Genomic DNA, 12,391 nt, shown 5'->3' on the forward strand with positions numbered 1-12,391 from the left:
GGGCGGGAATCGCGGCGTTCGGCCGCGCGACAGGTACGGGGCGGGCAGCCCAACCGGGGTCCGCCGCGGCGGCGGCAACGCTCGCCATCGCGGCTCGCGCCTACCATTCTCGGTAGACCCCGCCCCGCACCCGAAGCCGCCGCCCCCGCAAGCCCCCGCGACCGGAGAGAAGATCGATGCGAAACCCCTCGCCGCCTCTCCGGCGTCGCCCCGCCCGCAACAGCGCACCGGCGTTGCGGCCCCATCAGCGCGACGCCCTCGCCGCCATCGTCCGCGAGTTGGAGAACCCCGATCCGCGGGCCGTCGGGCAGACGCCCTACGGCGGTCGCCGGGCCACCGCCGTGATGGCGTGTGGCACCGGGAAGACGTGGGTGGCCGCCGGGGTCGCCGCGACGTTGGCCGGGCAGGATCGGGTGTTGGTGCTCGTGCCGACCCTGGATCTGCTCGTGCAGACCGTCCGGGCCTGGCAGCGGGCCGGGCGCGTGGGGGGTGCGCAGTTGGCGGTGTGCTCGCTGGCCGGGGACCGGGCGCTGGCCGAGGCGGGCGTCCGGGCCACCACCAGCGCGCCGCGACTGGCGCTGTGGGCCGACCGGGACGGGCCCCTCACCGTGTACGCCACCTACCAGTCGTTGGACACCGTCCTGGCCGCCCACCGGGGTGCGTACGGGCTGCGTCTGGCGCCGTGGCGGCTGGTCTGCGTGGACGAGGGGCATCGCACCAGCGGATGGCTGGGCAAGCGCTGGGCCGCGGTCCACGACGACGAGCAACTCCCGGCGCTGGGGCGGCTGTACCTCACCGCGACGCCGCGCGTGTGGGAGCCGCCGGGGAACAGTGCATACGGCGAGGGCAGTGGCGCGGGCGAGGCCGAACAACCGTCCGTGCTGGCCGAGGACGAGGTGTGGGAGGAGCCGGGTTCGGATCACGCGCCGACTCCGGACGAGTGGGCAAAGGACGAGCAAGGCGCTGCCCGGCCGGTGCGGGTGCTCGGTGGCCGGCCGGTGCATTCCGCGCTGCCCGCGCGCGCCGTGGCGTCGATGGACGACGAGCGCATCTTCGGCAGCACGGTGCATCGCCTGGAACTGGCCGCCGGTTGTCGGCTGGGACTGCTCGCGCGGCCCCGGATCGTGGTGGTGGACGTGGCCGATCCGCGAGTGCAGAACCTGGCCGCCGTGATCGGTGGCGACCTCAACCGGGGGCCGGGTCGGCGGGCCCTGGACGAGATCGAGGAATATCGCGCCGCGCGGCTGGCCGCGCTACAGGCCGCAGTGTTGCATGTCGCGGCGGATCAGGGTTTGCGTACGGTGATCGCCTACCACGCGCGCACCGTCGAGGCCGAAGCCTGCGCGGAGACCCTGCCCGCCGCCGCGGCGCGGCTGCACGAGCAGAACCCGGACCGGTATCCGGCGGCGGTGTGGGCCGATTGGCTGTGCGGGGAACACGGCGCCGAGCATCGACGCCGGGTGCTGGGCGACTTCGCCGCGCACACCGACCGCACGCCGGCCGGGCTCTTCGACCTGCCCGGGCAGGACCCGGCAGGTGTGCGGTCGGAGCGAGCAGTGCTCTCGAATGTCCGGGTGCTTGCCGAAGGGGTCGATCTGCGCGCCGACGCCGTGGCGTTCATGGACCCCAAGCTCAGCGTGATCGAGATCGTCCAGGCGATCGGCCGGGTGTTGCGCCAGGAACCGCACGAGGGACGGACCGCGACCATCATCGTGCCGGTGTTCCTGGCCGCCGGGGAACAACCGGACGACATGCTCGTCTCCGACTCGTACCACTTCCTGGTCCGCGTCCTGCACGCGCTGGCCGCGCACGACAGCCGGGTCCTGGACCTGCTCGCGATGCCCGCGCCCAGCGGCGGCTCGGGCGCGCCGATCCGGGTGGCGGCCGAGGACCGGGAGGCCGAAACCGGGCCGACCGGGGACGCCGGGGATGGGGACGGGGATGCCGAGGAGCGTTTCCTGGTCCGATTCATGACCGAACGCGACCCGGCGCTGCTCGCCGAGTTCGTCAACCTTCGAGTGATCGACCCCGAACGCCGGGACTGGCGGCGCGGTTACCTCGCCGCGCGTCGCTGGCACGCGGCACACGGCGACCTGCGGGTGCCGCTGGAGGCGATCGACTACGACCCGGAGAGCGGTACGAGTCACCCCGTCGGCCAATGGATCGGCGAGCAGCGGCGGGCCTGGGCGATCGGCGCGATCACGCTACGCCGGATCAAGCTGCTCGAGGCGTTGGGGATGGTGTGGAACACCGACGACTCCGCGTTCCGGGACGGGCTCGCGATGAGCCGTGCCTATCACGCGGTACACGGGCACCTGGCCGCGCCGAAGAACGCCGCCGTCAACAACTATCCGGTCGGCCAATTTCTCGCCAACTGCCGTCGCCCACCGGCCACTCGCAAGAACCCGGAGCGCTGGGCCCGACGGTGGGCACAACTCGCCGAGATCGACCCGGACTGGAATCCCGCCGGGCGCGCGGATCCGGCACGGCGCTGGTCACTGGAATGGCAGCGGATGCTCGCGGTGGTCCGCCTGCACCTCGAAGGCGGCGGCACCCTCGCCGAGTTGGTCCCCGGCCACACCGTCGGCGGGGAGGACGTCGGGGCCTGGCTGGCCCGGCAACAACGCGGCGGGGCGGACCTGACGCCGGCGCAGCGGGCGGCGCTGGTGGCGGTGGGCGTGCCGGTGGCCGCCGAGGAGCCGGCGCACCGGCCGGCGACCGGGCGGGTGGTGGACCGATGGGCCCTGACGCTCGCCGCGGCAACGGCGTTTCACGCCCGTGAGGGACACCTGACCGTGCCCCGCAAACACGTCGAGCCGGTCCACCTCGGCGACACGGAACACCGGATCAAACTCGGCGTGGCCCTCACGAACGCGCGACAACGACAGGCCACTTGGCCCGCCGAACGAATCGCCGCACTGACCGCCCTCGGGATGCGCTGGGGGTGAGCCGACCCGCCGGGGGTCGGCGTGTGCTCGGCTCGGCCACCTCGGCCGACCCGGCTCGCCGAGCAACCGGATCGAGGCACCGGCCACCCCGGGACGCACTCGCCCAGAGCCGCACCGGACCCGCTCGGAGTCGCCTGCCCCCGGGGCGGGCTCCCCCGCGTTGAGGCGAACCACGTGGCCGATCGGACCGACCCACGCGCCGGCCGCGCCCCGGAGCGCGCTCTGCCCGAGCCGCCTGGAACCCGACCCGTTCGGAGTCGGCCTCGCCCCGGACGGGCTCCGCCAAACGGCAGCCGACCACTCCGCCGACCAAGCGAATCCATGCCCCGGCCGCCCCCGGAACACGCTCGCCCCGAGTCGCCGCGTACCGGCTCCGCCGAAGTCGGCGTCGCCCGAGCAACCTCCCGCGAACGGAGGCGAACCACTCGGCCGACCGGGCCGGCCGACGCGCCGGCTGCCCGCTCGGCTCGCCGCGGCGAGTCACGGGCGAGTCGGGTGGGAGTCACGGGCGAGTCGGGTCGGAGCCGGGTGGGAGCCGGACCCCTCGGAGGTGGTGTTGCTTCGGTTGGCATCCTCCGGGAGGAGGAGGCTTCGGCGGATCGGTTGACGATCTCGTTCCTGTGCCGGGCGCGGTGGCGGTGCCGGACGGCCTAGCCTGCCGCCTCATGACTGCCTGTCCACGGCCCACCCGGCGCGATGTTCTGATCACGATCGCGGCGGCGACCCCCGGACTCGCGGCGTGGGTCGCCGGGCATCCCGCGCCGCACGACGCCGACCTGCCGATCTGGGCGGGGTGTGTGGGGCTGCTCCTCCAGGCCGCGCCGCTGCTCTGGCGCCGGTTCGTGCCGCTCGCCGCGACGGTGGCGAGTTCGCTGCTCATGGTCGCCGTGGCGGCGGCCGGCGTGGTGCCGTCCGCCGGTGGTACCGCCGTGCTGGTGGTGACCTGGTCGATCGGCGGTCGATCGGATCGGCGCAGCGCGGTGGCCGGGCTCGCGGTGGCCGCCGGCTCGGCGGTGGCCGCGATGGCGTGTGGCGGACTGTACGGGCGGCCCGCGCAACCACTCCCGTGCCTGTCCGCCGGATTGGCGATCACGGTGGTGTGGGTGTCCGCGTACGCGTTCCACACCCGACGTGCGTATGTCGCCGAACTGGTCGAGCGGGCCGCGCGCCTGGAACGCGAGGAGGGCGAACGGGCCCGGCGGGCGGTGGCCGAGGAACGCCTGCGGATCGCCCGCGAGTTGCACGACGTGGTGGGCCATGCGATCAGCGTGATCGCGGTCCAGTCGGAGGCGGCGAGTCGTACCCTGGCCGCCGGGCGGGACGGCGTCGGGGACTTCCTGACCGCGATCAACGTCACCAGCCACCAGGCGCTCGACGAGATGCGTCGGCTCGTGGACGTGTTGCGCCCGGAGGAACCGCTCGAAAGGCCGGGAGCCTCAGCGGAGTTCACGCGGCAGCAGCCGGACCCGCTGCGCCCGCAACCGGGCCCGGCCGCGTTGCCCGAGTTGATCGCCCGGATCCGGGACGCGGGCGTCACGGTGCGCCTGGTCTGGTCGGGGGACGAACTGCGGGACCTGCCCGATGGGTTGGGGCTGGCCGTCTACCGGATCGTGCAGGAGTCGCTGACCAACGTGCTCAAGCACTCGGGCGCGGTCCACGCATGCGTCGAACTCACCCGCGAGGGCGGGCGGTTGCGGGTGCATGTCCGCGATGACGGCGGCAATTCCGGGTCCGCCGGTGCGCGGGGCCCGGAACGGCCGGGCGCGCGTGGGATGATCGGGATGCGGGAACGGGTCGCCGTGTACGGCGGGACGCTGCGTGCCGGTCCCGGAGCGGACGGCGGATTCCGGGTCGTGGCGACCTTCCCGGTGACCGGAACCGCCCCGGAGAGGCGGGAATCGTGACGGTTCGAGTACTCATCGCCGACGACCAGACCCTGGTCCGTACCGGCTTTCGGGCGATCGTCGGCCTCGAACCCGACCTCGAGGTGGTGGGCGAGGCGGCCGACGGCATCGAGGCGGTGGAGGCGGCCCGGCGGCTGCGGCCGGATGTGGTCCTGATGGACGTGCGGATGCCGCGCCTGGACGGGGTCGCCGCGACCCGGGCGATCGTCGGCACGGGTGCCGACGAGCGTGCTCCTCGGGTGTTGGTGCTGACCACGTTCGACCTCGACGAGTACGTGGTCGGCGCGTTGCGGGCCGGGGCCTCGGGCTATCTGCTCAAGGATTCGCCCGCGGACCGGTTGCTCGACGGCATCCGGGTGGTCGCGGCGGGGGACGCGATGCTCGCGCCGGCGGTGACCCGCAGGTTGCTGGAGCGGGTCGGGCCGGCCGCCGCGCCGCCGGACGACGAGGGTCGCGCGTTGCGCAGTCTGCTGACCGCGCGCGAACTCGACGTGCTGCTCAGTCTCGCGCAGGGTCGGTCCAACGCCGAAATCGCCGCGGCCCTGGTGTTGCGCGAGACCACCGTCAAGTCGCACGTCCAGGGCATCCTCGCCAAACTCGGCCTGCGCGACCGCCTCCAGGCAGTGATCGCCGCCTACGACGCGGGCCTGGTCCGCCCGCGCGGCTTCCCGGCCCGGCCGGACGACCGAGCTTGACAACACGCGGCGCCACTCCGACCTCGACCGCCGACGCACCGATACGCCAGCCGGATGGGGTGGGCGAACCCGGCCGGGCCGAAGCGGGTAGACCCACGCAGCCCAAGCCGAACCAGCCGCCTGGGCCACCCATCCCCGACCTCCCCCGCAGCACCCCTCACCCCCCACCCCCACCCCGCCAACCGCACCTCACTCCGCGTGGATCGCCGCCAGGATGTTCATTCGCGCCGCCCGCCGCGCCGGCCAGAAGCCGGCCACGATGCCCGCGCAGCCCGCGATCACCAGGAACAAGCCGAGTCGTGCCCACGGCACGATCGTCGTGTACTCGTGCAGATCCGGACTGATCGTGCGCCCGGCCGCCCACGCGATGCCGGTCCCGAGCACGATGCCGAGCGCCGCGCCAAGCAACGAGATCAGCAACGATTCGAGCGCCACCATCCGGCCCACCTGCCCCCGGCGCAGCCCGATCGAGCGCAACATGCCGATCTCCCGGGTGCGCTCGAACACCGACATCGCCAGCGTGTTGACGATGCCCAGCACCGCGATCACCACCGCCATCGCGAGCAGCCCGTACACCAGATTGAGCGCCAGGTCGATGGTCGCGCCGTACATCTGCTCGATGTCGCGCCGGGTCTGCACCGCGATCGACGGATCGTCGCCCAGCGCGGCCTTGATCCGCGCACCGATCGCCGCTTCCTGGCCGGGCGCCGCCGCGATCAGCACGGTGTCGTCCCGGGCCACCCCGACGTGCGGCGCAAGGGTTGCCAGCGCGATCAGATAGCCGCTCACCTGGCGGGTGTTGGTGAAGATCCCGCCCACCGGCAGGGTCACCCGCGCACCGTCGGGCATACGTACCACCACCCGGTCACCTGCCCGCAGCCCACCGGCCCGGTCCTCCGAGAGCAGGATGCCGTCGCCCAGCCCGGCCGCGGATCCGGCGATGTAGCCGAGGTCGATCAACCGGTCGACCGTCGCCGGGTCGACCGCACTCGCCTCCATCGCCGAGCCGTCGCCAACCGCCAAGCGGGTAGCGCGGATCGGGCTGGACGCCGCCACACCGGGCACCTTGGCCACCGTCTCCGCGACCTTCGGGCCGAGCTTTTGCGAGTGTTCGACCATGCTCACCGCATGATCGGCGCGCAGGCCGCCGAGGGTGTGTTCGGTCAGCGCCCGCTGGACCGACGCGCCGAACACGCTGAGCGTGGTGACCAGGGTGAGGCCGATCATCAGCGCGGACGCGGTGGCGGCGGTGCGCCTGGGGTCGCGTACCGCGTTGCCGACGGCAAGCCGGCCGGTGATCCCGAACAGCCGGCGCAACGGGCGTACGGTCGGGCCGAGTACCGGCTTGGCCAGCGCGGGGGTGACCACGATCAGACCGGTCAGCAGCAACAACGCACCGAATCCGACGGCCGCCCGCCCGCCGCTGCCCCGGGCCGCGCCGAATGCGCTCAGGGCGATGCCCACGACGACCACGGCGGCGCCCAACGCGGCCCGACGGACCGTACGGCCCGCCGGCGTCGGCAGTGCGGCCAGGCCCAGCGCGGCCACCGGTGGCACCTTCGCGGCCCGACGGGCGGGTAGCCAGGCGGCGAGCACGGTGACCACGACGCCCACCCCGAGCGAGGCGAGTACCGCCTTGGGCCCGACCACGAGCGCGCTGTGCGGCGCGTCGGCCAGGAACAACGAGCGCAACAGCGCGGCGATCGCCGGCCCGACCGCGAAGCCGACCAGCGCGGACAACAGGCCCACCAGGGCGGATTCGATCAGCACGGAACGGGTGACCTGACGTCGGGAGGCGCCGATCGCGCGCAGCAGGGCGAGTTCGCGGGTGCGCTGGGCGACCAGCATGGTGAAGGTGTTGGCGATCACGAACGCGCCGACGAACAGCGCGATTCCGGCGAACGCCAGCAGGCCGGTCCGGAAGCCGTCGACCAGCTTGGCGTTCGCCGCCCGGTCCTCGTCGACCAGTTTCGCGCGAGTCACCGCCTCGGTGCCGGGCGGCGCCAACGCGGCGATGGCGGCGCGCAGTTGCTCATCCCCGACGCCCGGCGCGGCGCGCACCACGAGGTGGTCGAAGCGTCCGGGGCGGGTGAACCAGTGTTGCGCGCTCGCCGTGTCGAACAGCGCAAAGCTCGAGCCGCCCACGAGTTTGTGCTCGTCGTGCGAGGTGAACACGCCGGACAGCCGCTCGGTGACCACCTCGCCGCCCACCACCAGGCGGACCGAATCGCCCACCCGATAGCCCCCGTCGTCGGCGGTCGCCCGGTCGAGCGCGACCTGGCCGACGCCGGGCGGGCCACCGGAGACGTACGCGCAGTGCGAGTCCGTACCGGTGGCGCAACCGGCGCCGTCCCCGGCGAACTGGTTCGCGCCGACGCCGGGATGATGCGGCCGGATCAGGTCGCCGTGTCGGTCGACCACGCCGGCGTACCCGCTGACCGCGCCCGCGACATCTCGCACGCCGGGCAACATCCGCAATCGGGCCGCGAGTTCGTCATCGAGTTGCGGTACCTGGTTGTTCTCGGTCGCCGCCTTCGTGGTCCGCAGCGATACCGACACCTGCGCGTGGCTCTGGGACACCGCGCCGTCCAGGCCGTTTTGGATCGTGTCGGTGAAGATCAGCGTGCCGGAGACGAACGCGACGCCGAGCACGATCGCGAGCATCGTCATCAGCAGCCGCGCCTTGTGCGCGAACAGGTTGCGCACGGTGGTTCGGAACATGGGTGGGCGCTCCGGGAATCCGAGGAGGAGAGGGGAATCCCGACGCCGGATCGGCGCCGTGCACTCATCCTCGGCGCGGAACACGCCCTGCGAATCGGCCTCGCTCCCGAGATCCCCGAGCCCCGGAGCGGGTCGCCCGAAGGGGTCGAGGCACCCGCACCCGGGTCTCCCGGCGGAGCCGCCCCGCCTCCCGTCCGCCGTCGGGAGGAGGAGCGCCCGCCCACTCTCAGGGTCGGCTCGGCTCACCCGCCGTCCAGGGCACGGCCGGTGTGCAACTCGCGGTATCCGGTGGGCCGTTCGGGTTCGGCGCGACATAGCCGATGATGCCGCCGTCGGGGGTGCGCAGGCAGCCGCTCCGACCCTTGCGGCGGCTGTCCTTGGCGGAGTCCCAAACCAGCGCGCCCGACGTGTCGTAGCCGCGGATCCGGGCGTCGTCGGACGGTTCGGACTCGCCCGCCCTGCTGTTCGACGACGTGCCGTACCAGAACCCGCCGGCCATCACCACGTCCCGTTCGCCACGACCGAAGTCCATCGTGATCCGCGTGACGGCACCCGTGTAACGGCCCCAGTGCTCCAGGGTCCAGCGACCCTGCGACGACTCGGACCCCCCTCCCAGGTACTCGACCGGACCGGAGGTCCAGGCGGTGTCCTCCGTCGGTCCGGACTCGGGCGAGGGGATCGAGTCGGGCCCCGCGTCGCCGCCGCACTTCACGTAGCGAGCCCGATCGTCGACGGCGATCGCGAAGTAACTGTCGGGTCGGCCCGCCCTGGGTGTCCGCACGGCGAAGTACGGCCGAAACGTCGCGGCCAACGCGGTCTGCGCCCGGCCCTCCGAGTTGGGCACGGTCAGCACGCAGCGATACACGAACTCCCGCGCGAGCGCCTCGGGCATGTCCCGCCCCGCCGGCACCGGCACCATGGTCGCGGGCAAGACGAGCGGCTTCACCATCGGGGCCGGCGAACCGGTCGCCGGCGGCGGCGGGTTCGTCGGCCCCGCCGGCGGCGTATGCCCCGATCGTGCGTCGCCGTCGGGCAGCGCCACCGCGATCCCGGTCACCAGCGCGGCCACCGAAGCGGCGGCGAGCAGCGGGAGCCGGTAGCGCGCGAAGACCCCGCGTCGAGGCAGCACGGGCCGCTCGTCGCCGATGTCCAGACCATCGGCCTCGTCCAGCAGGGCAAGCAACTCGGCCCGGCGGGTGGCGTGTTCACGCAGGTCGCGGTCGGCGGGCGGGCGGTTCGGGGTGGTCACGACGCCTCCTTGGCAATCGGGGAACGACGCCCGGCCGGCACCTCGTGGCTGCGCTCTTCGCCGGGCGGGCCCACCGGCACCAACCTGCGCAACCGAGCCCGGGCCCGATGCAGACGGGACTTGACGGTGCCGACCGCCACGCCCAATACGGCTGCGGCGGCCTGGTGGTCGAGGCCGCTCCACCCGCACAGTTCGAGCACTTCGCGGTCGCGCTCCGGGAGTTCGGCGACGGCGCGCAGCAGGAGCGCCATCGTACGTTCGTCGTCCAGTCGCGCGGCGACCTCCTCCGCGTGATCGGGACTGGGTACGGGCGCGGGCAATCGTGCCCGCAACGCCTGGTAGCGCTGCACGGCCCGCCCGCTGTTCGCGGCCAGGTTGCGCGCCACGCCGAGCAACCACGGCAGCGCGCTGTCCTGATGGAGCACGACCTCGGTACGGATCCGCCACGCGTGCAGGAACACGGCCGAGGTGAGATCCTCGGCGTCCGCCCACGACGCGGTGCGCCGGAAGAGGTAATTGTGGACCGCGCGCGCGTGTCGATCGAACAGGTCACCGAAGGCGGCTCGTTCGCCCCGACAGGCCCTGTCCCACAACTCGCGGTCGGTCTCGGTGGGAATCATCACGCCTTTACATGTGCACAGCCGGGGCCCGGGTTCCCGTCGGGTACGTTCCGCCTCGACCGTCTCGGGTCGCAAGCCGACCGGCCGGGAGGGGAGATGATCTTGCGGGGATCGGATCGCACGAGGAAGGGCGCAGATGACGGACGACGACGAGGGTACGAGGATCGCGTCGGCGCAGGACGCCGCGAACGACGAGCTGGTGCTCGCGTTCGGGCGATTGCAGGGGGCGGCGGGGCGCCTGGAGTATCTGCTCGGCGGGGCGATCGAGGCGGAGTTCGGGATCAGCCATCTGATGTACGAGGTGTTGCTGATCGTGGGCCGGGCGGGTGGTCCGGGCATGTCGATGCGGGCGATCGCCCAGGAGCGGGTACTGACCACCGGCGGGATGACCCGACTGGTGGATCGCATGGAGGCGGCGGGCCTGGTGCTGCGCGGCGACGACCCGGCGGATCGCCGGGGCAAGCTGGTCCGGCTCACCGCGCATGGTCGAGACGTCGTGGTGCGGGCCAGTCGGCTGCACGTGGAGAACATCCGGCGCTACTTCCTGGCGCCGCTGCCCGAGGAGGCGCGCGAGCAGTTCATGGAGTGCCTGCGCATCCTGTCCCACTCGGCGCGGGACGCGCTGCCGCGGCTGCGGTAGGGAGCCGGCGGGGGCGGCAGAAGATTTTCGCCGAGACGGGAATGCCTGACTGAGCAGATACTGTTGAGACAGACACATCTCCGCCTCGGGTGATCCCGCAGGCGGCCCCTTCGACAAAGGCTCCTCCCGTGAAACTGATCTACGTCTTCGACGCCTACTGCGGCTGGTCCTACGGCTTCGCGCCCACCCTGGCCGAGATCACCGCTCGCCATCCCGAGCTGCCCGTCGAGGTGGTGTCCGGTGGCCTGTTCACCGGCCCGCGGGCCGTGCCGGTGCGCGAGTTCGGCTACATCCAGGGCGCCAACGCCCAAATCGGCGAGCGGACCGGGGTCACCTTCGGGGCCGCGTACGAGCGACTGATCGCCGACGGGTCGTTCGTGATGGACTCGCTGGACGCCGCCCGGGGCGTGGCGGTACTGCGCCAGGCGGCGCCGGAGCGGGCGGTGCAGCTCGCCATGGACGTGCAGACCGCGTTCTACCGGGACGGCCTGAGCCTGTCGGCCGCCGATACGTTCGCCCGGATCGCCGCGGCGGCCGGCCTCGACCCGGCGGCGGTCCGCGCCGCGTTCGACGCACCCGCCGCCCGGCACGCGGCCGAGGCCGACTTCCGGCGCGCGGCCGAGCTGGGCGTGACGGCCTACCCGACGCTGCTCGTCCAGGACGGCGCACGCCTCGCGGTACTGGCCGTCGGCCACGCCGAGCCCGACCCGATCGACACGCTGCTCAAGCGTTTCGGCGCCGGCGCCGGCTCCTGACCCACCCGACCCCCATCCCCCTCCCCCGACCCACCTCGAGGAATCGATCATCATGAGCACGCTCGACTTCAAGGTCATCGACCTGGACTTCCCCGTCGGCACGAAGAACAAGACCGCCACCCTCGTCACCGGTGAGCGCGACGCGTTCCTGATCGACACCGGCTTCACCCGCGCCGACGGCCATCGACTGGTCGCCGAGATCCTCGACTCCGGCAAGCGGCTCACCACGGTGTTCGTCAGCCACGCCGACCCGGACTACTACTGGGGTGCCGAGGTCGTCGCGGACGCCTTCCCCGACGCCGAGCTCCTCGCCACCCCGCTCGTCATCGACCACATCCGGGCCGCCTACCCGGGCAAGCTCGCCGCGTGGGAGGCCGTCGGCGTGAACCGGCCGACCCGACTGGTCGACCTGAAGCCGCTGACCGGGGACCTCACCTTCGAGGGCTTCCGCTTCGAACCGAAGGCCGCCGGCGCCGAACTCCCCGACCGGCACTACCTGTGGCAGGCCGAGCACCGGGCCGTGGTCGGCGGCGTGCTCACCTTCCAGCAGGAACACGTGTGGGTCGCCGACACCGCCACACCCGAGGCCCGCGCCGCCTGGATCCGGGCGTTGGACGAGATGGCCGCCCTCGCGCCGGCCCTGGTCGTACCCGGTCACCGACTCCCGGACACCGCCACCGACGCGAGCCCGATCGGCTACACCCGCGACTATCTGACCGCGTTCGAGGCCGAGTTGGCCAAGGCGGCCGACGGCGCCGCGCTCACCGACGCGCTGATCGCCCGCTACCCCGACTCGGGCATGCTGATCGCCGCACAGCTGGGCGCGAAGGTGGCCATGGGCGAAATGACCTGGGGCTGA

9 protein-coding genes are annotated in these 12,391 nt (G+C 73.0%); 6 read left to right on the top strand and 3 right to left on the bottom strand.

Annotated elements, in window-relative coordinates; translation table 11 throughout:
- The first annotated feature begins 233 nt into the window (after positions 1 to 233).
- The 3 genes from ABIA38_RS11970 to ABIA38_RS11980 all read left to right on the top strand — a co-directional run bounded on the left by ABIA38_RS11970 (position 234) and on the right by ABIA38_RS11980 (position 5,547).
- A complete protein-coding gene (locus tag ABIA38_RS11970; protein WP_424638521.1) occupies positions 234 to 2,948 on the top strand; it encodes a Helicase associated domain protein in 2,715 nt (904 codons plus the stop codon).
- A 665-nt stretch (positions 2,949 to 3,613) separates the two neighbouring features.
- Complete coding sequence (locus ABIA38_RS11975) at positions 3,614 to 4,852, top strand: sensor histidine kinase (protein ID WP_424638522.1); 1,239 nt, start codon at positions 3,614 to 3,616, stop codon at positions 4,850 to 4,852.
- Positions 4,849 to 5,547 carry a response regulator gene (locus tag ABIA38_RS11980; RefSeq protein ID WP_424638523.1) on the top strand — a complete coding sequence of 233 codons (699 nt, stop codon included), beginning with the start codon at positions 4,849 to 4,851 and terminating at the stop codon, positions 5,545 to 5,547. The genes ABIA38_RS11975 and ABIA38_RS11980 overlap by 4 nt, the downstream gene beginning before the upstream one ends.
- A 189-nt stretch (positions 5,548 to 5,736) precedes the next feature.
- On the opposite strand, the gene ABIA38_RS11985 is transcribed toward ABIA38_RS11980, so the two are convergent.
- The 3 genes from ABIA38_RS11985 to ABIA38_RS11995 all read right to left on the bottom strand — a co-directional run bounded on the left by ABIA38_RS11985 (position 5,737) and on the right by ABIA38_RS11995 (position 10,137).
- The gene (locus tag ABIA38_RS11985) at positions 5,737 to 8,268 is read right to left on the bottom strand and encodes an ABC transporter permease (protein ID WP_424638524.1); all 2,532 of its coding nucleotides are present in this window, start codon (positions 8,266 to 8,268) and stop codon (positions 5,737 to 5,739) included.
- Between the two features lie 226 nt (positions 8,269 to 8,494).
- Positions 8,495 to 9,517: a hypothetical protein gene (locus ABIA38_RS11990; RefSeq protein WP_424638525.1), complete on the bottom strand. Its 1,023-nt coding sequence runs from the start codon at positions 9,515 to 9,517 to the stop codon at positions 8,495 to 8,497.
- Positions 9,514 to 10,137 (bottom strand): RNA polymerase sigma factor, encoded by a 624-nt coding sequence (locus ABIA38_RS11995; protein WP_424638526.1) that lies wholly within the window; start codon positions 10,135 to 10,137, stop codon positions 9,514 to 9,516. The genes ABIA38_RS11990 and ABIA38_RS11995 overlap by 4 nt, the downstream gene beginning before the upstream one ends.
- Positions 10,138 to 10,273: 136 nt before the next feature.
- Here ABIA38_RS11995 and ABIA38_RS12000 point away from each other — a divergent pair, with 136 nt between their 5' ends.
- The 3 genes from ABIA38_RS12000 to ABIA38_RS12010 all read left to right on the top strand — a co-directional run bounded on the left by ABIA38_RS12000 (position 10,274) and on the right by ABIA38_RS12010 (position 12,391).
- Positions 10,274 to 10,777, top strand: a complete 504-nt coding sequence (locus tag ABIA38_RS12000; RefSeq protein WP_424638527.1) for a MarR family winged helix-turn-helix transcriptional regulator — start codon at positions 10,274 to 10,276, stop codon at positions 10,775 to 10,777.
- A gap of 128 nt (positions 10,778 to 10,905) precedes the next feature.
- Positions 10,906 to 11,532: a DsbA family protein gene (locus tag ABIA38_RS12005; RefSeq protein WP_424638528.1), complete on the top strand. Its 627-nt coding sequence runs from the start codon at positions 10,906 to 10,908 to the stop codon at positions 11,530 to 11,532.
- 52 nt (positions 11,533 to 11,584) lie between these two features.
- Complete coding sequence (locus ABIA38_RS12010) at positions 11,585 to 12,391, top strand: MBL fold metallo-hydrolase (RefSeq protein WP_424638529.1); 807 nt, start codon at positions 11,585 to 11,587, stop codon at positions 12,389 to 12,391.

It is taken from the genome of Embleya sp. AB8 (genome assembly GCF_049739465.1).
Lineage (GTDB): Bacteria > Actinomycetota > Actinomycetes > Streptomycetales > Streptomycetaceae > Embleya.

What these genes read in the sequence shown, in the direction of transcription:
- ABIA38_RS11975 (WP_424638522.1), top strand. Translation starts at nt 3,614, where the DNA reads ATGACTGCCTGTCCACGGCCCACCCGGCGCGATGTTCTGATCACGATC.
- ABIA38_RS11985 (WP_424638524.1), bottom strand. Translation starts at nt 8,268, where the DNA reads ATGTTCCGAACCACCGTGCGCAACCTGTTCGCGCACAAGGCGCGGCTG.
- ABIA38_RS11995 (WP_424638526.1), bottom strand. Translation starts at nt 10,137, where the DNA reads ATGATTCCCACCGAGACCGACCGCGAGTTGTGGGACAGGGCCTGTCGG.
- ABIA38_RS12000 (WP_424638527.1), top strand. Translation starts at nt 10,274, where the DNA reads ATGACGGACGACGACGAGGGTACGAGGATCGCGTCGGCGCAGGACGCC.
- ABIA38_RS12010 (WP_424638529.1), top strand. Translation starts at nt 11,585, where the DNA reads ATGAGCACGCTCGACTTCAAGGTCATCGACCTGGACTTCCCCGTCGGC.